Origin of the sequence: Rathayibacter tanaceti (genome assembly GCF_009834165.1) — a bacterium.
GTDB classification, from domain to species: Bacteria; Actinomycetota; Actinomycetes; order Actinomycetales; family Microbacteriaceae; genus Rathayibacter; species Rathayibacter tanaceti.
Window position 1 is genome coordinate 3,146,611 of sequence record NZ_CP047186.1, and the last position, 18,287, is coordinate 3,164,897.

Here is an 18,287-nt window from a genome sequence, read left to right on the forward strand (position 1 = left end):
GCCATCCGCATGAGACGATCACGAACGGCGGTGAGGACCGCCCTGGCTGTCGCGACCGTCGCCGCCACGGCGCTGCTCGGCGCCACGATTCCGAGCTCCGCCTTCGGAGCCACCGAGACCCCGCTCCTCCACTACACCTTCGACACCGCCCCCTCCGGCACCACGGTCGCCGACAGCAGCGGCAACGGCTACAGCGCGACGCTGCGCGGCTCCGGAGCCCAGTTCCGCAACGGACTGATCAGCCTCCCCGGCGGGTCCGCCTCGGCCGCCCCCTCCCTCGAGATCCCCACCGCCGGCCTCGTCGGCAAGAAGAACCTCACCTTCTCGACCTGGCTCGCGAACAAGGGCGGCACCGGCAACGTCGCCGCCGCGTTCGTCGGGGCGCCCGTCGCCGCCGGGGCGCAGTTCTCCTCCGGCTACTGGCTGCTCAACCCGAGCAACCTCTCCGGCTACACGAAGTCCGTCGTCACCAACTCCGTCAACGCGAGCGCCCCCTACAGCACCGAGGTCGGCGCCGGAGCCACGGGCACCCCGACCCTCGGCGCCCGCACCCCCTCCGGCCTCTCGCTCTACACGACCGTGATCGACGGCACCACCGGGAAGCTCACCGTCTACGTCAACGGCGCGCAGATCTCGCAGAGCACCATCGCCCGCGACGTCTCCTCCTTCGGCTCGTCCCTCGTCGCGTACATCGCGCGCTCGACGTACAACGATCCGGGCTGGAACGGCGAGATGGACGACTTCGCCGTCTACGACAGCGCCCTCAGCAGCACGGCCGTGCAAGCGCTCTACTCCTCGCAGGCCCTCGACCGCGCCGTCGCGTCGGTCACGGTGCCCACGGAGGCGACCGCCGGATTCACGGTGCCCACCACCGCCAGCGGGGTCGGCATCACCTGGCGCTCGAGCAGCCCGGCCGTCGCGATCACCGGTGGCACCGCGACCGTCACGCGGCCGGCCGCGGGGCAGCCGGACGCCTCCGCGACCCTGACCGCGACGTACACGGTCGGCTCCGACTCCCGCTCGGTCGACTACGTGGTGACGGTCGCCGCACAGCTCGACGACGCCACCAGGGTCCAGCGCGACCTCGCCGCGATCGCGATCCCGAACGTCGGCGACATCCGCACGAACGTCTCGGTCCCCTCCACCGGTGCGCTCGGCTCGAGCATCGAGTGGAGCGTCGTCAGCCCGAGCGGAGCGACCGTCCGCGACGGCAGCGCCGCCGGCACCCGCACGCTCGACGTGGACCGCCCCGCAGCAGGCAGCCCCGCCATCGACGTGGTCGTCCGCGCGACGGCCACGAGCGGAGCCGCCACCCGCACCCGCGACGTCACCCTCCGCGTGCAGCCGCTCCCCGCCGGCGCCGACGACACCGAGGCCTACGTCTGGGCGTTCTTCACCGGAGAGGGCGACGGCGCCGAGCGCATCAGCCTCGCCGCCTCGAAGGGCGACGACGCGCTGAGCTGGAACACGCTCAACGACGGCAAGCCGGTCTTCACCTCGAACCTGGGGACGAAGGGCCTGCGCGACCCGTTCATCATCCGCTCCCCCGAGGGCGACAAGTTCTTCATGCTCGCCACCGACCTGAAGATCGACGGACTCCCCGGCGGCTTCGACACCGCCCAGAAGTCCGGCTCGACCTACATCGAGGTGTGGGAGTCGACCGACCTGGTGAACTGGTCGGAGCAGCGCCACGTGAAGGTGTCCACCGACTTCGCCGGCAACACCTGGGCCCCCGAGGCGTTCTGGGACGAGGAGCTCGACACCTACGTGGTGTTCTGGGCCTCGAACATGTACCCGACCACGAACGCAGCCGACCGCACCGCCGTCACCTACAACCAGATGATGTACGCGACGACCGACGACTTCGTCACCTTCTCGGAGGCGACGCCGTGGATCGACGTCAAGCGCGGCACCGGACGCGGGACCATCGACTCCACCGTCGCGAAGGACGGCGACACCTACTACCGCTTCACCAAGGACGAAGCCTCGATGACGCTCCGGGAGGAGAAGAGCACCGACCTCCTGGCCACCATCACGGGCTCGCTACCCGGCGCCGGCGGACCCGCGGACGAGTGGTCTCTGGTCAAGGAGCGGGTCGCCTCGGGCCTGCCCAATGGCGAGCCCGGCAAGACCTTCACCAGCGGTGAGGGCCCGAACGTCTTCCCCGCCAACGAGGGCGACGTGAACGGCCTCGACTGGTTCCTCTTCATCGACCAGCCGAACTACCACGACGGGCCGAACCACTACATCCCGTTCGGCACCGACGACCTCGCGAACGGCGACTCCTGGCAGCCGCTCGGAGCGAAGCTGCGCGCCGGCCTGCCGCAGAACGCCGACGGCGGCAAGCCGCGCCACGGCACGGTCGTCCCGGTGACCCGCGCCGAGTACCAGAAGGTGCTCGAGGGCTACGCCCCGGGCCTGGCCGTCGCCTCGGTCGCTCCGCTGACCGCGACGACCACGGCGGGCACCGCGCCCGTGCTGCCCCGCGCCACCATCACGACCGCGGCCGGTGCCACCAGCACCGCCGACGTGGCGTGGGAGGCGGTCGCCCCCGCCGCCTACGCCGCGGCCGGGACCTTCACGGTCTCGGGAGTCGCACAGGACGCCTCGCGGATGCCGGTCCAGGTCACCGTCACCGTGCAGTCCTCGCTGAAGGTCAGTGCGACGGCCTCGTCGCGCTGCCTCGCCGGCAAGGTTGTGCTGACGGTCGTCGCCAAGAACGGCGACACCGTGCCGATGGACGTCTCGGTCAGCACCTCGGAGGGCGTGAAGACGTTCTCCGGAGTGAAGCCGGGCGCGTCCGCGTCCGCCGCCTACACGGTGCGCTCGACGCAGCTCGCCGCGGGCCAGGCGACGGTCACGGGCACAGCCACGGTCGGCGGCACGGTCGTCACGGCCGCGGCCACCGCGCGGTACACCACGCGCAGCTGCTGACGCTGAGCACGGGGAGCCCGTCGCACCTCACCGGTGCGGCGGGCCTCCCGGCGTCTCAGAACCAGAGGTGCAGCGTGAAGTCGAACCGGTCTCCGGCTTCGCGCCGCAGGTCGATGAGCAGCCGGCGACCCTCCTGATCGAACCACTTGCGGCGCTCCTCGCTGCCGTAGAGGCCGGTGCGATGGTCGGCGTACTTGTTGAAGAACGCCGCCCAGGCGACCAGGCGGTCGTACAGCTGGGGCGAGAGGATGCTGCGCCAGTCGATCGGGTCGGCGGGCGTCGCCCCGATGTGATCGTTCAGCGGCCACCGCTGCCCATAGTCGACGCGGAGGCGCAGGGTGAGTCTGCCCTCCGGCTCACCACGAGCGGGCACCGGCCCGTCGACGTACCATCGGGACGCCATCATCAGCAGTCCGACTGGTAGTGAGTCGGGTAACTCGTTATGACGCTCTTGTTGTTCGCGGAGACGATAACGGTGGGCTGATAGGTGGTGATGTAGGTGCCGTCAGACTTGTAGATATCGATGGAAGTCGTGAAGCAGAGCTTGTCGTTTCCGTGGTCGTCTGGCGCCTTGTCGTCGACGATGGCCTCGCCTGTGGCGTAGAGCATGAAGTCGTCCCACAATCCTCCACCGAACGAGTCGACGACATCCTGCCAATCTGCTTCGTGGCCCACATCGTTGAGCGACCCATCCCCGTCACGGATGTGGATGTAGCCACTGGCGCTGTCGCCACAGAACAGGTCGACATACCCCAGGACAGTGTCGTCCCACGACTTGACGCTCACGTCTCCGAAACCAGCATTGCAAAGACCGATTGTCCCAGGATCCAAGAGGCTGGTCCCGAGGGAGTCGTTTTCCGCGGAAGAAGTCTCAGGAGCACTTGGCAGATAGTAACGAACGGACGCCTTCGAATCAGCAGCCACGGCGGTTGGAGCCCCGGCAATCGCGCCGACAAGCAGTGTCGCCATACAAACACCCATGGCCATCAGAACTCTTGATTTCAGCATGAAAAGACCCCCGAATTGTTGGAGTTCACTGTGCAATCCAAGCAGGGCGCCTCGACCACTGTCTCACCCGCTGGTGTACGCTCCGGATTCCGCGAACGCAAGAGTGAGAGTGCGCGGGGAAAACGTGATCGCGCTCTCATCCGCGCGGCAACGAGAAAGTATGGATCTGCTGGAAACACCCGGTACAGGCACTCAGATCAGCTATCCAGGAAACGGCACGCCCGCTCACACGGCATCCCTGGGAGCCCGTCGAAGCTACGCTTCGAGGCGCCGCTCGCGCGGCGAGGCGCCGCCCCCGCTGCGGTGTCTCGGCGCGCCCGCCGACGTCTCGACGCGAGGTGGGCAGGCGCGGGGCAGGCGTCGCACGCCGCGTGCTTCACTGGACGGATGACCACGCGTGACGACCACATCGCCGACTTCGCCGAGTTCCTGAACGCCTCCCCCTCCTCCTTCCACGCGGCGGCCGAGGCGGCACGCAGACTCGAGGAGGCAGGATTCACGGGGCTGGACGAGACGCACGCGTGGCCCGCGGCGCCCGGGCGCTACTACGTCGTCCGCGACGGCGCGATCATCGCTTGGCACCTGCCCGAAGGAGCCGGCGCGGTCACGCCGTTCCGCATCCTGGGCGCGCACACCGACTCGCCCGGCTTCATGCTCAAGCCGCAGCCGACGATCGGCTCGAAGGGCTGGCTCCAGGCCGGCGTCGAGATCTACGGCGGACCGCTGCTCAACTCATGGCTCGACCGCGAGCTCGAGCTGGCCGGCCGCGTGGTCACGCGCGGCGGCGAGACCCGGCTGCTGCGGACCGGGCCGTTCCTCCGCATCCCTCAGCTCGCGATCCACCTCGACCGTTCGGCGAACGACGCGCTCACCCTCGATCGGCAGAAGCACACGGTCCCGGTGTTCGGCGTCGGCGACGCCGCCGAGGTCGACCTGCTCGGGCTGCTCGCCGCGCACGCCGGGCTCGACGACGCCTCCGAGATCGCCGGCTACGACCTGGTCACCGCCGACACGCAGCAGCCCCGCCGCTTCGGCCTCGACGAGGTGTTCCTGGCCGCCGGTCGGATGGACGACCTCAGCTCGGTGCACGCCGGCCTCGTCGCGCTCCTCGCGGCGAGCGCCGGGCCGCAGACGTCGCCCGCGCACATCAGCGTGCTCGCGGCCTTCGACCACGAGGAGCTCGGCTCCGCGAGCCGGTCCGGAGCGAGCGGCCCGTTCCTCGAGGACGTCCTCTCGCGCATCGGCACGGCCCTCGGCGCCGGCGTCGACGAGCGCGCCCGGGCGATCGCCTCCTCCTGGTGCCTCTCGGCCGACGCGGGCCACTCCGTGCACCCCAACTACTCCGAGAAGCACGATCCGGCGAACCAGCCCGTCGCGGGGAAGGGGCCGCTGCTCAAGATCAACGCGACGCAGCGTTACGCGACGGATGCGCGAGGGGCCGCACTGTGGGCGGGCCTCTGCGCGCGGGCTGGCGTCGATTACCAGGAGTTCGTCTCGAACAACACCGTCCCCTGCGGATCCACGATCGGGCCGCTCACCGCGACCCGGCTCGGGATCGCGACCGTCGATGTGGGCGTGCCGCTACTCTCGATGCACTCGGCGCGCGAGCTCGCGCACATCGACGATCTCGCGGCCCTGACGCGGGTGATCGAGGAGTTCTTCGCCCCCTCGGTGTGAGTCCGGGCGGAGCCGGGCGCACGTGCGTCACGAGGCCTTGCTAGCGTCGTCGGATGGTCGGCATCACGTATCCACGACCGCTCCTGCGCGGCGGGCGCATCGAGGTGCCCGCGCCGTCGATGGGGGTTCCGGAGCAGCTGCACGAGCGGTTGCACGCAGCCGTGGCCGCGCTGACCGGCCGCGGATTCGACGTCCACCTGCGTCCGCACGCGACGCTTGAGGGCCTGACCCCTGCACCGGCGGCCGAGCGGGCTCAGGACCTCGAGGCCGCCTTCCGGGGCGCCGACGCCGTCGTACCGCCGTGGGGAGGCGAGCTGGCCGTCGAGCTGCTCGAGCTGCTCGACTGGGAGGAGCTCGCCGCGTCTCGGGCCTGGTTCGTCGGCTGGTCGGACATCTCGACCCTGCTCCTGCCCCTGACGCTCCTGACCGGACTGGCCACGCTGCACGGCGCGAACCTGGATGAGCGGTCGGCTGATCGGCGGTTGCCTCGAGACGGTCTCGCTGCTCGCCGGCTCGCCGTTCGGCGACGTGCCGGAGTTCGCACGCCGCTGTGCTCCGGAGGGGACGATCGTGTATCTCGAGGCGTCCGGGTCCGATTCGGTCTCGGTGCTGCGCCTGCTGCGGTCCCTCCGGCTGGCCGGCTGGTTCGACGCAGCCACAGGAATCCTCATCGGGCGCACCTCAGGCCCGGAGGCCGCCGGGCTGAGTCAGGAGGACGCGGTGCGGCGCGCACTCGGCGATCTCGGCCTCCCGGTGATCCTCGACGTCGACACGGGGCACGTGCCTCCGCAGGCACCGCTGGTGAACGGCGCCCTCGCCGAGGTCGTGCTGTCGGAGGGGCGCGGCCGCATCACGCAACACCTGGTGGCCTGAGCACCGGGCTCAGCGCCCGGCGTGCGGACCGGCCGGGAGCGGTCCCGCTCTGTGCCGGGCGCGAAGGCGAACGCAGGGTTCGATCGACGGGCTGGACTCCTCGGCGAGAAGACGCAATCCCACGAAGAACGCAGTGGGGTGGGCGTCGTGACCTCGACGCCTCCCGGGCGTTCTACGAGCAGTATCTCGGCCTTGTGCGCTCGCCCGCCGGGCCGCCGCGCGCCGTCGTCTTCGACACGACCCCGATCCCCTTCGCCCTCCGCGACCCGGCTCCCGGCACCGATCTCGACTCCGCCGCCCGCCCGGGCATCGGAGCCGCGATCTGGCTCCACGCCACGGACGTACAGGACATCCACGACGCCCTCACCGCCGACGGGCACGAGATCGTCGCCGCTCCGATCGACGGCCCCTTCGGCCGCACGTTCACCTTCGCCGACCCCGACGGCTATCACGTGACGCTGCACGACCGGGCCTGACCAGGGACGGCCGCAACCGACGAATCGTCGGGCTGTCGCCCGACGCCCCTTCGTGCGAGTCTGAGCGCGACGCTGGCGGCTTTCCCGTGCTGACACACGGGGCCAGTGGTCCGGCACCCGCCGCGGGTCACTCTCCCCAGAGCCCAGTACGCGACGGGTGCCGTCCCTTTCCCTTGGACGGATGCGGCGTTCCCCTTCCTCCGCACCCCTCCGTTCGCCGGATCAGTCTGTGCGTCCTCCGTCGGCCGGCGCCGTAGCACCCAGGCCTTCGCAGAACAGGTCGGTGTCGGTGTCCTCCGGATTGGGGAAGACGCCGAGGCGGGAGTCAGGGAGCACGCAGACGGTCGGGTTCTCGACCTCGATCGGTGCTCCGCCCGAGACGGCTCCGTCCGGCACCGCGCTCCAGCTCGCCCGGCACGTGTCGAGCGCCGCGTCCACGCGGGCGTCGAGCGGCAGGAGGGCGAACGCGTCACGGTCGTCGTCGGCGAGCGCGGTCGTGATGCGCTCGGCCCGCAGATCGGGGGCGGAGTAGCAGTCGAAGCGGGTGTTCGCCTCGTCGTTCGTGGCCTGGGTCACCGCGATCGCCGCGGCACTGGTGCCGATCGCGACGACGGCGGCGACGCCGAGGCCGGCGAGGCGCCGGCGCCTGGCCACGCGCTGCCGCAGAGCGATCCCGGTGAAGACGGCGTGGCGCATGCGGGCGAGCTGTTCGGGCGTGGGCCCGAGGTCGATGGTCATCGGTTCTCCCCTTCGGAGGGGTGCAGATCGAGGGGGCGCAGTGCGGCGCGGAGCGTCGCGCGGAGTCTGCTCAGGCGGTTGCGGACCGCGCCGTGCGAGGCTCCGAGCGCACTGGCGGCGTCGGCGTAGCTGCTGCCCTGCTCGATGCACAGGTAGTAGAGCGCTTGATCGGTCTCAGAGAGCTCGGAGACCGCGTCCTCGATGGCCGCGACCAGGAGGCGTCTCTCGACTTCGCCCTCCGGACTCTCGCGGTGATCGGGGTGGAGGGACAGATCGGCGTCGTCGGTGCGGTTGCGCGCCCGCGTCCTGCTGCGGACCAGGTTGAGCGCCGTGAAGCGTGCGGTCGTCAGCAGCCACGGCAGGGCGGAGGCGTCGACCACGGTGGCGTCGGCGATCCGGGTCCAGGTCGTGAGGAACACGTCCTGGACGACGTCCTCGGCATCGATCGGTTCGCGCACGATGCTGAGGGCGTAGCGGTAGGTGGTGGGCGCGTGCCGATCGTAGAGGCGCCCGAAGGCCGCCCGATCGCCGCGCCGCGCGGCCTCGAGCAGAGCGGCATCACCGTCGGCGGAAGCGGCGGGCGCCTCTGTCGCCGACATCGCATCCGCTGGTGAGTCCATGCTTAGTGGTGTCCGGAGGAGGCGGATCGTCTCACTATCCGCAGCAGATCGTCGGAACACTTCCTTGACACCTCCCCCGGGCCTGGCCAAGCTGACCCTGCGCGCGTTGTCAGACGTCCGCACTCATCTGGGGAGATGACTCATGTTCACGATAGAGATGTTTTCAGCGCGCCGCTTCGCGGTCGCCGCCGGTATCGCGGTCCTTCTCGTGAGCGGCGCCGTCGCTCCTCCTGCCGCGGCGGAGGAGGGCGGCGCCGAGAACTGCATCCGCATCATCGAGCTCGATCGCGAGCTCTGCGCTCCGGTGCAGGAGGACCTGCACCAGAAGGTCCTCGAGGAGACGGGCCTGCGGGTCGTCGAGCAGCCGGCCGCGCGCTCGGTGAGCAGAGCCGCCCTGACCACGCAGGCGACCTACGTGATCACGCGACTGTACGACGACCTGAACCAGGGCGGCAGCTCCTACGAGGTCACGAGCGGCACGCCCTGCAACGGCAGCACCGTGAAGTCGGTCGGTGACATCGGCTCCAGCTGGTACGGGCGGGTCAGCTCGTTCGCCACCTTCGGCGGCTGCACGGTCAAGATCTGGGAGAACACGAATTTCAGCGGCGCCAGCTTCGGCTACGCCGGCAGCACCGGATTCGTGGGCGCCGCCATGAACGACCGCACCCGGTCGGTCCAGGCCCGCTGAGCCGCGTCGGTGCCCGACCGACGGGTGCCGCCCACCCACGGCCGGTGCGTTCGACCGCACCCGCCTCCCGTCCTCGCCGAACGCTGCTCCGTCGCCCGCCGGCGTCCGCGCTCCGCCGCCTCCCGAGAACGGCCCAGCCATGCTCACTCCACCGACCATCTGCCCGCGCCCACCGGGGCCGACCGCTCCGAAGGTGACAGTGCGACCTCCGGCCCTCCTGCGACCGCAGGCGCCTCACCAGGACCTCGCGTCCCTCCTCCGGCTGCTCCCGCGCCTGATCGACGCCGAAGGAGCCGCGGTCGCCAGCCTCGGCGGCCTCTTCGGCGAGGAGTCGGTCGCGGCGAGCAGTCCGGCCGCCTCCCGTCTCGATGCGGAGCAGGTGCGGCTCGGCCAGGGCCCGAGCTGGGACGCGTTCGAGACCGCCCTGCCGGTGCAACTGCGGGCCGCGCGTGCGGCCGACCGGCTCCGCTGGCCCCTCCTCGCGGCGCCACTGCGGGAGGAGGGCATCGCGGTCGTCGCGGCGCTGCCCCTGCGGTTCGGACCGCTCGAGATCGGCGCGCTCACGGTCTATCGCAGCAGCGACGCCGCGTTCGACGAGGACCACCTGCGGCTGGCCGCCGACCTCGCCGTGCTGGTGTCGCGCTCGATCCTCGCCCGGCACGCCGAGGGGCGCGACCCGGTCGCGGCGCCCCACCGGGTGCACGAGGGAGCCGAGACGCTCGCGCGCCTCACCGGACTGTCGCAGGCCGAGTCACTGCTCGCGATGCAGGCCTACGCGGCCCGAACCGGCGACTCCCTGCTCGACGTCGCGGCCGGCCTCTCGGCGAGCCGCAGCGTCTGAAGCGGACACCTCCGATCAGGCGGTGCGCTGGAGCAGCAGCACGCCGTCCAGGAGCGTCGCCGCACCTCCGTCGGGCGCGGTCACCGAGCGCTCCCGCGTCTCGACGATGCGGGGGAGCCACTCGGCCGGGTCCAGCGCGAGGGCCTCGAACTCCTCCTCCGGGCCGAGCAGGCGCACCGCGCCGTGGCGGTGCTCCTCGCCGCTCGCCCAGGGCGGAGGGGCGACGTGCGAGACGATGGCCAGGTGCCCGCCCGGCACGACGACTCCGGCAGCGCGACGCAGCACGTCGATCCGCGGGAACTCGACCATCGAGTGCAGGAAGCCGGCCGTGACCAGCTCGAACCCGCCCTCGATCGGCCATGGGTCGGCGAGGTCGGCCTGCACGAAGGCCATGTCGGCGTTCTGCTCGGCGGCCGCCGCCCTGGCCCGACCCAGGGCCGTCTCGGAGAGGTCGAGGCCCGTCACCCGCCAGCCGCGCGAGGCGAGCCAGAGCGCATCGGCGCCCTCGCCCGCGCCGAGGTCGAGGGCACTGGCAGGCGGCAGCTCGCCGACCAGGTCGACCAGGGTGGCGTTGGGGCGGCCCGACCAGATCCGGTCGGCGTCCGAGTAGCGCGCCTCCCAATGCTCGCGTGCGGTGCTCATGCGGTTCCTCGTCTCGGGCGGGACGGCGCCCGCGTCGAGGATGCCGCTCGATCGGCCGGCACGCCACTGATCGTGCCGTTCCGGCACGGAGCCACTTCCCCAGCGCCGCTCGCGCCGGTTAGCGTCGGCACATGGGCCTCCGACTCGAAGAGATCATCGTCGACTGCATCGACTTCCGCACCGTCGGCCACTGGTGGCAGGAGGCGCTCGGCTGGGACGTCGTGGACGAGGACGACGACGGGATCGAGCTACTCGCTCCCTCCGGCCGCGGCCCGAGCCTGCTGTTCCTCGACGTCCCCGAGCGCAAGACGCTGAAGAACCGGCTGCACCTCGACTTCGTGCCGGACGACCAGGAGGCGGAGGTGGCGCGGCTGGTCGGCCTCGGGGCGACGCGGGTCGACGTGGGTCAGGGCGAGCGCTCGTGGGTCGTGCTGGCCGACCCGGAGGGCAACGAGTTCTGCATCCTCTCCGCCCGGGAGTGAGAGCGCTTCTCCTCCCCCCGACGCTCCTGGAGGGCGAGATCTCCCTGCGCACGCATCGGCGCCACGAGCAGGTGCGCTCGGCCCTCTCCGCCACGGCGCGCGCCCTCGTCGCGGGCGAGGCGGGCCAGCCTTCTGGCCTGCCTCCCGTTCGCGTCGGAGAAGGTGCCCGAGAGACGCCGGGTCCAGCCGGCGGCGTCCCTCAGGCGTCTGCGCCCCGTCCACGCGAGAGCGCCGACGGGAAGACCACTCAGTCGAGGTAGTCGATATCGTCCCACGGCCGGTGGACATCGCCGGTATCGCGGTCGTCGTCCAGGACCTCGAGTTCCTCGAAAATCACGGGGACGCCGGACGAGATCAGCACGCTGACCTGGCGGTTCCCGACGATGACGAAGTCGATCAGACCGCCTCCGGCCTGAGTGGCCCGGGTCGCCGACTGCTTCAGATCGTCGACGTCGGTCCCCTGGGACAGGCCGTAGGTCTTCCCTTCGATGGTGACAGTGGTGCGGATCATGTGGCGCTGCGGCTCCTCGGCTCGGTGCGCTCACCCTACGAACCGGGCGCGACCGCTGCCAGGCCTTGCGGTGACCACGCCGTCCTGGCAGGTGGCCGGCTGGGTGGGGCGGTGCGGGCGGCGGAGTCAACCGGGCGCGGCCGCCGGCCGGGGGTCGTAGCGTGGGAGACGTCCGCACGTTCCGCATCCAGCGACAAGGAGGATCTGATGACCGAGAAGAACACTCCCGAGGACCCGCAGACCACCGATCCCGAGCACGTGGATCCCGAGACGGCCACCGACCCCGAGGGCGACCCGGTCGAGAACCCGTCGGGCTGAGCCCGGCCACAGAACGGCCCGCTGCTGCCGGGACGCCGCTGAGACCGCGGCGTCTCGGGAGGCGGTGGGCCGTTCCCGTGTCCGGCGCCGCCATACTGGCGGAGTGCAGGCCGAGGACGACGAGCGCAGGGACCTCGAGCGGATCCTGTCGGCCCGGCCCCGCGACGACGGCGACGACCGGGAGGAGCGGCGCAGGGCCCTGCGACGGCTCCGCGACCTGGACGAGGCCCCCGCCGGCACCGCAGCCGACGGCGAGGACGCTCCCGCGCCGGTCAGTCCCCCAGAGGCAGCTCCGACGCGGGCCGCTCCTGTGCAGGCCGGCCCGCCCGCCGCAGCGCAGACGCCTCCGTCTCGCCGACGCCGGACTCCCGTGATCGCCCTCGCCGCTGTCGGAGGCGTCGCGCTCGGCGCCCTCGCCGCCACCGCCCTCCTCCTCCCGCCGACCGCTGACCCGGTCACGGCCCCCTCCGCCTCTCCCTCCGCCTCTCCCGCCGACCGTTTCGCGGCCCTCGTCGAGACCTGGGAGCCGACGACCGATGTCCCGGCCGGCCTCGCCCTCCTCGCGGGCGATGCTCCTGTCTACGCATCCGGCTTCGACACCGCGCAGGACGACCGCCTCTTGATCACCGCGCCCGACCAGACGCAGGTCTGCCTCGCGGTGCAGCGCCCGGACGCGACCTTCATCGCCGGATGCACGGGCGCGGACGCCTTCTGGGCAGGAGAGCCTCTGCGGGTCAGCGGCACCGCGCTCGTCGACGGCTCGCCCGTGTACACGCAGATCACGCTCCACCCCGACGGCTCGATCGAGGGCGGGTACCAGGTCGTCCCGACGAACGGAGAGCCGTGACGACGGCGCGGTGAGGCGACCGAGGACGGGGGCAGCGTCGACTGGATGCGCTCACCCGCTCCGACGCGCTGTCGCGGCAGCTCCGACCGGCGGCCGCGAGCAGCGGCCTCACGCGCGGGTGGCCTGCGCCGCGTCGGCGAGCACCGCGGCCACCTCGCCCGTGCGCTCCCAGACCGCACGCTGCCGCTCGGCGCCGGTCCCGCGGGACAGCACCCGCTCGATGCCGAGCACGGCGACGTCGCGATCCCCCGCCTCCTCCAGTGCATCGCCCGCGTGGTCGAGGAGGCGCGCCAGCACCGCCCGCGCCGGCGCCGGGCGGCCGTCGAGCGGGTCGACGAGATCCCCGGTCGTCCCGTGGCGGCTGGCGAGCCAGGAGGAGGCGGCGATGACCGGCGTCGGCAGCGGCGCCGGCGCGACTCCCACGCTCTGGTCACGGACCGCGGTCTCAGCGAGCGCCCGGGTGAGCACCGCGATCAGCGCGGCGTCCTCGGCGTGCAGTGGCACGTCCGCGATCCGCACCTCGACGGTGGGGTGGGCCCTCGAGAGCCGCGCGTCGAAGTAGAGCATCCCCTCGTCGAGCAGGACGCCGCACGAGGTGAGAGCAGCGACGACGCTGCGGTAGCGGTCGACGTCGCCCCAGACCTCGGCCGGTCCCGCGGTGGGCCAGCGCCCCCACGACTGGTAGCGCCAGCTCTGGAAGCCGGTGTCGGCTCCGGCGCAGAACGGGGAGTTGGCGCTGAGGGCGAGCAGGGCGGGCAGCCAGCCGCGGAGGCGATCGAGTACCGCGATCCCCTCCTCCGGCGACGTGACTCCGACGTGCACGTGCAGCCCACAGGTGAACTGCTCGCGCGCCACCAGGCCGAAGCGCTCGGCGATGCGGGTGTAGCGCTCGTCGGCCGAGAGGTGCGGCACGAAGGCGGCGGGGCTCGTGCCGACGGCGACGGCGCGGGCGCCCGCCGCACCCGCGGAGTCGTCGGCCAGCCTCCTCCCGTCGACCAGACCCGCCAGCAGCTCGTCGTGGGTCGTGGCCGGAGCACCCACGGCCTCGATCTGCTCGACCTTCAGCTCGGCGGCCAGAGTCACCGCCGCCGAGGCGCGCGCCGACCGGAGCAGCAGCGGCGCGACGGGCGAGGGGACGAACGTCGAGGCGTCGACCAGGAGGTACTCCTCCTCGACCCCGAACGTGCGCACGATCAGCGCCCCGTCCCTCGTCGGAGGAGTCGTCGCCCGGTCGCGCTGCAGCCCACCCGGTCATCCCATCGCGCCGCGGACCCGCGGGGCAAGCACCATCGGCCGATCGTCAGCGACGGAGGCGCGAGCACGGGGCCCACTCGCGCGCCACGGCCGGGGCGCCTCCGAGCGGAGCCCGGCCCCGCCCGGCAGGATGCAGGGACATCGATCACCGGAGGATCCCGTGCCCGTCAGCACCCCAGAGCAGCTCGACTACGACGTCGCCATCATCGGCGCGGGACCGGCGGGGACGGCGGCGGCCCTGCGCGCCGCCGAACTCGGGGCCCGCGTCGTCGTGCTCGAGGCGGCTCGGGTCGGCGGCACCTGCGTCAACACCGGCTGCGTGCCCACCCGCGTGCTCGCGAAGACCGCGCGGATGATGCGCGAGACCCGCTCCGCCGGCGACTACGGGATCGACGTGGGCACGCCCTCCCTCGACTGGACCGCCACGGTGCGGCACGTGCACGAGCGCGTCGACCTGGTGCGCTCGATCAAGCGCGAGGCACAGCGCTTCGAGGAGGCGGGGGTCGACCTGATCCACGAGGGGCGCGCACGCTTCGTCGACGAGAGCACCCTGGTGCTCGACAGCGACCGCAGGATCCGAGCCCGCTCGATCCTGATCTGCGTCGGCGGGCACTCACGCCGGCTGCCGATCCCCGGGGCCGAGCTCGCGACAGTGCCCGAGGACGTGCTCGGGCTGGCCGAGCTGCCCCGCCGAGTCGCCGTGATCGGAGGCGGCAACACGGGCGCGCAGCTCGTCACCGTGTTCAACGCGTTCGGCTCGGAGGTGACGCTGCTCGACGTGGCGCCGCGCATCCTGATGACCTCCGACTCCAGCGTGTCGAAGCACGTGGCAGAGGCCTTCGACCGCCAGGGCGTCCGCGTGCGCACCGGGATCGAGACGGTGTCGGGCATCGAGCGGCAGGACGACGGCTCGCTCGGGCTGACCTGGCGCGACGGCGGTGAGCAACAGCGCACTGAGGTCGACGCCGTGATCATGGCGACCGGCTGGCCCGCCGACGTCGAGGACCTCGGGCTCGAGAACGCGGGCATCGAGGTCGTCCGCTCGGCCATCCCCGCCGACCAGTACTTCCGCACGGTCGTGCCGCACATCTTCGCGGTCGGCGACGCGAACGGACGCGACATGCTCGTGCAGGCGGCGCAGTTCGAGGCGGAGGCGGCGGCCGAGAACGCCGTGCTCGGCGCGAACCGGCGCACCCCGCAGCACCTGCTCCCCGCCGGAGGCTTCACCGATCCGGACTACGCCGGCGTCGGCTTCACGCAGGAGCAGGCGCGCGAGCGCGATCCGCTCTGCGTCGTCGCCTCCGTGCCGTTCTCGCACCTCGACCGCGCTGTGATCGACGACCGCGAGAGCGGCTTCCTCACGCTCATCGCGGACCGCCGCCGCGAACTGCTGCTCGGTGCGCACGCCGTCGGTGAGAACGCGATCGAGGTGGTGCAGTCGGTGACCACCGCGATGGCCGCGGGAGTCGACCTCGCGACCCTCGCGAACGTCCGCTTCGCGTACCCGACGTACAGCGCGGTCATCGGGATGGCAGCGCGCGCGCTGCTGGCGGAGCCGGCGCGGGCCGCTGAGCTCGAGTGAGGGACGGGCGACCCGGGCGGGCGTGAGCCGATCGGGGCGAGCGTGAGCCGGCCTGCGGGCACTAGCCGACCAGCGGGAGCAGCGCCAGCCCCGAACCGGCCGACCACCGCCTCCGAATCATTGATGACGGGCACTTTCCGCCCGTCCCTCCGAGAGGAACCCCGTGCCCATCCCCGCTGTCGACTACAACCACATCCGGCTCACCGTCCGCGACATCGCCGTCTCGCGACCCTTCTACGACTCCGTCTTCGGTTTCGACGTCGCCTTCGAGGCGCCGGCCGCGGATGCGCCTCAGGAGGAGAAGGAGAAGCTGGCCTTCGTCTTCGGTGGAGTGATCTACGAGTTCCCGGGCGGGCTGCTCGGCCTGCGCCCCGTCGCCGAGGGTGGAGACCACTTCGACGAGGACCGCATCGGACTCGATCACGTCAGCTTCGCGGTCCCCGACCTCGATGCGCTGAAGGCGGCCGCAGCCGTCCTCGACGACCTCGGCATCGAGCACGAGCCGATCAAGGACACGGGCGGCGCGAGCATCCTGGAGTTCCGCGACCCCGACAACATCGCGCTCGAGATCACGTCGCCGAGCTGATCGGCCGTCACAACGAAGGCTGAGGGACCGCCAGGCGCCGGAAAGACGCGCATCCAGGCTCTCAGCCTTCGTTGTGCAGGCGGCGCCAACGGTACGGGGTCGTGGTCGAGACGCGGACCAGGCCGGCGCGCTCAAGGATGGGCCGCGAGTACTCGGTCGAGTCGCTGTGCACGAGGGTTTTCCCCATGCTCTGGGCGGAGGCGGCGCGTGCGGCGGTGACCAGGCCGTAGAGCCCGCGTCCGCGGAAGGCCGGCAGCGTCGCTCCGCCCCAGATGCCCGCGAAGTCGGTGCCGGGGACCGGCTCAAGCCGGCCACCAGAAACCATGCGGCCGTCGACCTCGGCGACCCACAGCTCCATACCGTCGCCGCGCGCCAGACGGGCGACGAGGGAATCGGCGATCGCCACGTCGACCTCCTCCTCGAAGGCGTCGTCGATCATGGCGCTGAAGGCCCGGACGTCCGGCTCGTCGACGACCCGTCGCAGCTCGACCCCCTCCGGGACCGGGTGGTCAGAGAGGAGTGCCTCGACCGGCCCGATCATGATCGATTCGGGCTCCTCCGGGGCGAAGCCGCAGGCCACGAGCGCGTCGTGCAGGCCGGGAGCGACGTCGTGGCCGCGGGTCTTCCACTCCACCTTGAGGATGCCCGGGTCGGCCTCGAAGTGGGCGCGGGCGGCGGCGACCAGCTCGGTGACGCGCGCGGTGCAGGCTCCGCCGAGGTCGCGGTAGGTGACGAAGCCGCGGCCGCCCGCGAAGGTCACCAGACGCAGAGGCCCCTCGCGCGTCACGGAGACGGCGCTCGGGGTCTCGGCGTCGGACCGCAGTTGCTCGTCGTAGGCGCGGAGGTAGTCGATCGCCCGGAGGCCGTCGGTGCTCATCCGGCACAGGCTAGCGGGAGGCGGTCAACCTGTCACGCGGGCGATCAGATCCTGGATGAAGGGGATCGCGTCCCGCGCCTGGTCGACGCTCGCGAAGGCGGTCGCGAACAGCGGCCAGACGGAGCCGACGAGTGTGGCGACGACCGCGGCGACCGCGAACACCCAGGCGAGGGGCGCGTTCCGCGAGAGGAGCGCGAGACCGAGGAAGGCCAGGCCGACGGCGTAGCCGACGACGATGGAGAAGACGATCGCGCCGACCGGGACGTCGAGCGCGCCCGCCGTGCTGCCGTCGGCCGCGCCGATCAGTCCGAGCACGGGCAGGAGGACGGCGACGACGACCACGACGCAGAGCACGACACCCGTGGCGAGCGCGGCCCAGGCGGCGCGCGGCCTGCGTCGCGCACCGCCGGACGAGCGGGTGCGCACGGCGCTACTCCCGACCGGAGGCGGGGGCCGGGGCGGGTCGATCGGCGCGAGCGTCGGCGTCGTCCAGGTCGCCCTCCTGCGAATCGGCGGCGGCGTTCGAGTCGCCGGCATCCTCCGCTGGCGCGATCTCGACGCTGGTCGTGCGCGGGTCCGCCTCCTGGTCGACGGGCTCGACCTTCACCCGGACGACGAACTCGGTCGTCTCGACGGCGGCCGGCACCGGGACGGAGCGCCTCGGCCCGCCGTCCTCGGCCTCGTCAACGCCGTCGTGCTCCCGCTCCTCCTCGCGGTCAGCGGCACGCTCGACGCGCTCGTCCGCCGCGCGATCCAGCGCGTCCGCGGCGTCGTCCGCGGCGTCCGCGAGCGTTCCGCGGGCCGAGGCGACCGTTCCCGAGACCCGATAGCGGGCCGAGGCGACCGCCTCCGACGCGGAGTCGCGCGCATCGGCCGCCGCTCTCCTCGCGGTGTCGATCAGCGGCTCGGCTTCGTCCTCCTCCGATTCGACCGGGTCGAATGGACCGAGCACGTCGGTCGCCGCGACGTTCACGACCACGTGACCCCCGGCGACCGGCTCGGCGACACGCTGCACCTGCTCGCGCACGGCGTCCAGCACCGCGCGGACCGGGTGCGGGTACTCGATGACGAGGTCGATGTCGACGGTGAGCACGCCGTCGGGCGTCGAGACCGTGACGCCGGGGCGCGTGCTGGTGCCCAGCACCCGGCGGGAGGCGCGGTCGAGGCCCCGGGCGACGGCGCCGCCGAGCTGGTGGACGCCCTCGACGCGGGCAGCGCTCTCGGCGGCGGCCGTGGCCACGCGGAGCTCGGTCGACTCGGGCTCGGTGGACTCGCCCCGGGGACGGGTGCGCTCGACGGTGCCGAGCTGGATCGGATCGGACATGGGATGCTC

20 protein-coding genes and 1 pseudogene are annotated in these 18,287 nt (G+C 72.1%); 11 read left to right on the top strand and 10 right to left on the bottom strand.

Annotated elements, in window-relative coordinates; all coding sequences use genetic code 11:
- Positions 1–9 precede the first annotated feature (9 nt).
- Positions 10–2,934, top strand: a complete 2,925-nt coding sequence (locus GSU10_RS14860; protein ID WP_082845004.1) for an immunoglobulin-like domain-containing protein — start codon at positions 10–12, stop codon at positions 2,932–2,934.
- Positions 2,935–2,989: 55 nt separating this feature from the next.
- Here GSU10_RS14860 and GSU10_RS14865 read toward each other — a convergent pair whose 3' ends face one another.
- Positions 2,990–3,340 carry a hypothetical protein gene (locus tag GSU10_RS14865; RefSeq protein ID WP_132505852.1) on the bottom strand — a complete coding sequence of 117 codons (351 nt, stop codon included), beginning with the start codon at positions 3,338–3,340 and terminating at the stop codon, positions 2,990–2,992.
- Complete coding sequence (locus GSU10_RS14870) at positions 3,340–3,942, bottom strand: hypothetical protein (protein ID WP_132505855.1); 603 nt, start codon at positions 3,940–3,942, stop codon at positions 3,340–3,342. The genes GSU10_RS14865 and GSU10_RS14870 overlap by 1 nt, the downstream gene beginning before the upstream one ends.
- A 387-nt stretch (positions 3,943–4,329) precedes the next feature.
- Here GSU10_RS14870 and GSU10_RS14875 point away from each other — a divergent pair, with 387 nt between their 5' ends.
- The 4 genes and pseudogenes from GSU10_RS14875 to GSU10_RS14885 all read left to right on the top strand — a co-directional run bounded on the left by GSU10_RS14875 (position 4,330) and on the right by GSU10_RS14885 (position 6,968).
- Positions 4,330–5,619, top strand: coding sequence for a M18 family aminopeptidase (locus GSU10_RS14875; RefSeq protein WP_068208882.1), 1,290 nt, complete (start codon positions 4,330–4,332; stop codon positions 5,617–5,619).
- A gap of 119 nt (positions 5,620–5,738) precedes the next feature.
- Positions 5,739–6,008: pseudogene (locus GSU10_RS15560) on the top strand (LD-carboxypeptidase); the annotation flags it as partial.
- A gap of 70 nt (positions 6,009–6,078) precedes the next feature.
- The gene (locus GSU10_RS15565) at positions 6,079–6,492 is read left to right on the top strand and encodes a S66 peptidase family protein (protein ID WP_236713532.1); all 414 of its coding nucleotides are present in this window, start codon (positions 6,079–6,081) and stop codon (positions 6,490–6,492) included.
- Between the two features lie 116 nt (positions 6,493–6,608).
- A complete protein-coding gene (locus GSU10_RS14885) occupies positions 6,609–6,968 on the top strand; it encodes a VOC family protein (RefSeq protein WP_068208945.1) in 360 nt (119 codons plus the stop codon).
- Positions 6,969–7,190: 222 nt separating this feature from the next.
- On the opposite strand, the gene GSU10_RS14890 is transcribed toward GSU10_RS14885, so the two are convergent.
- Both GSU10_RS14890 and GSU10_RS14895 read right to left on the bottom strand, forming a co-directional pair.
- A complete protein-coding gene (locus GSU10_RS14890; protein WP_132505858.1) occupies positions 7,191–7,706 on the bottom strand; it encodes a hypothetical protein in 516 nt (171 codons plus the stop codon).
- The gene (locus GSU10_RS14895) at positions 7,703–8,326 is read right to left on the bottom strand and encodes an RNA polymerase sigma factor (protein ID WP_199220901.1); all 624 of its coding nucleotides are present in this window, start codon (positions 8,324–8,326) and stop codon (positions 7,703–7,705) included. Before GSU10_RS14895 ends, GSU10_RS14890 begins: the two co-directional genes overlap by 4 nt.
- A gap of 157 nt (positions 8,327–8,483) precedes the next feature.
- Here GSU10_RS14895 and GSU10_RS14900 point away from each other — a divergent pair, with 157 nt between their 5' ends.
- Both GSU10_RS14900 and GSU10_RS14905 read left to right on the top strand, forming a co-directional pair.
- A complete protein-coding gene (locus tag GSU10_RS14900; protein ID WP_068208872.1) occupies positions 8,484–9,014 on the top strand; it encodes a peptidase inhibitor family I36 protein in 531 nt (176 codons plus the stop codon).
- A gap of 193 nt (positions 9,015–9,207) precedes the next feature.
- A complete protein-coding gene (locus GSU10_RS14905) occupies positions 9,208–9,855 on the top strand; it encodes a GAF domain-containing protein (protein ID WP_158286139.1) in 648 nt (215 codons plus the stop codon).
- A 15-nt stretch (positions 9,856–9,870) separates the two neighbouring features.
- Here GSU10_RS14905 and GSU10_RS14910 read toward each other — a convergent pair whose 3' ends face one another.
- Positions 9,871–10,497: a class I SAM-dependent methyltransferase gene (locus GSU10_RS14910; protein ID WP_068208942.1), complete on the bottom strand. Its 627-nt coding sequence runs from the start codon at positions 10,495–10,497 to the stop codon at positions 9,871–9,873.
- 131 nt (positions 10,498–10,628) lie between these two features.
- Between GSU10_RS14910 and GSU10_RS14915 the strand changes: the two genes are divergently transcribed.
- The gene (locus GSU10_RS14915) at positions 10,629–10,979 is read left to right on the top strand and encodes a VOC family protein (RefSeq protein WP_068208869.1); all 351 of its coding nucleotides are present in this window, start codon (positions 10,629–10,631) and stop codon (positions 10,977–10,979) included.
- 247 nt (positions 10,980–11,226) lie between these two features.
- Here the strand turns inward: GSU10_RS14915 and GSU10_RS14920 are convergent, their stop codons facing one another.
- A complete protein-coding gene (locus tag GSU10_RS14920; protein ID WP_068208867.1) occupies positions 11,227–11,490 on the bottom strand; it encodes a hypothetical protein in 264 nt (87 codons plus the stop codon).
- A gap of 421 nt (positions 11,491–11,911) precedes the next feature.
- On the opposite strand from GSU10_RS14920, the gene GSU10_RS14925 reads away from it, so the two are divergent.
- Positions 11,912–12,655 (top strand): hypothetical protein, encoded by a 744-nt coding sequence (locus tag GSU10_RS14925; protein ID WP_068208864.1) that lies wholly within the window; start codon positions 11,912–11,914, stop codon positions 12,653–12,655.
- Between the two features lie 108 nt (positions 12,656–12,763).
- Here the strand turns inward: GSU10_RS14925 and GSU10_RS14930 are convergent, their stop codons facing one another.
- Positions 12,764–13,846: a carboxylate-amine ligase gene (locus GSU10_RS14930; protein WP_241972937.1), complete on the bottom strand. Its 1,083-nt coding sequence runs from the start codon at positions 13,844–13,846 to the stop codon at positions 12,764–12,766.
- 223 nt (positions 13,847–14,069) lie between these two features.
- Here GSU10_RS14930 and GSU10_RS14935 point away from each other — a divergent pair, with 223 nt between their 5' ends.
- Positions 14,070–15,491 carry a dihydrolipoyl dehydrogenase family protein gene (locus GSU10_RS14935; RefSeq protein ID WP_236713677.1) on the top strand — a complete coding sequence of 474 codons (1,422 nt, stop codon included), beginning with the start codon at positions 14,070–14,072 and terminating at the stop codon, positions 15,489–15,491.
- 163 nt (positions 15,492–15,654) lie between these two features.
- Positions 15,655–16,077, top strand: coding sequence for a VOC family protein (locus GSU10_RS14940; RefSeq protein ID WP_068212522.1), 423 nt, complete (start codon positions 15,655–15,657; stop codon positions 16,075–16,077).
- 61 nt (positions 16,078–16,138) lie between these two features.
- Here GSU10_RS14940 and GSU10_RS14945 read toward each other — a convergent pair whose 3' ends face one another.
- Genes GSU10_RS14945 through GSU10_RS14955 form a run of 3 tightly spaced genes read right to left on the bottom strand, consistent with a single transcriptional unit; the run spans position 16,139 to position 18,278 of the window.
- On the bottom strand, positions 16,139–16,954 hold the full coding sequence (locus GSU10_RS14945; protein ID WP_068212520.1) for a GNAT family N-acetyltransferase: 816 nt from the start codon (positions 16,952–16,954) through the stop codon (positions 16,139–16,141).
- Between the two features lie 24 nt (positions 16,955–16,978).
- Entirely contained in the window at positions 16,979–17,380 is a 402-nt protein-coding gene (locus GSU10_RS14950; protein ID WP_068212513.1) for a hypothetical protein, read from the bottom strand.
- 4 nt (positions 17,381–17,384) lie between these two features.
- Entirely contained in the window at positions 17,385–18,278 is an 894-nt protein-coding gene (locus tag GSU10_RS14955; RefSeq protein ID WP_068212511.1) for an Asp23/Gls24 family envelope stress response protein, read from the bottom strand.
- Positions 18,279–18,287 lie beyond the last annotated feature (9 nt).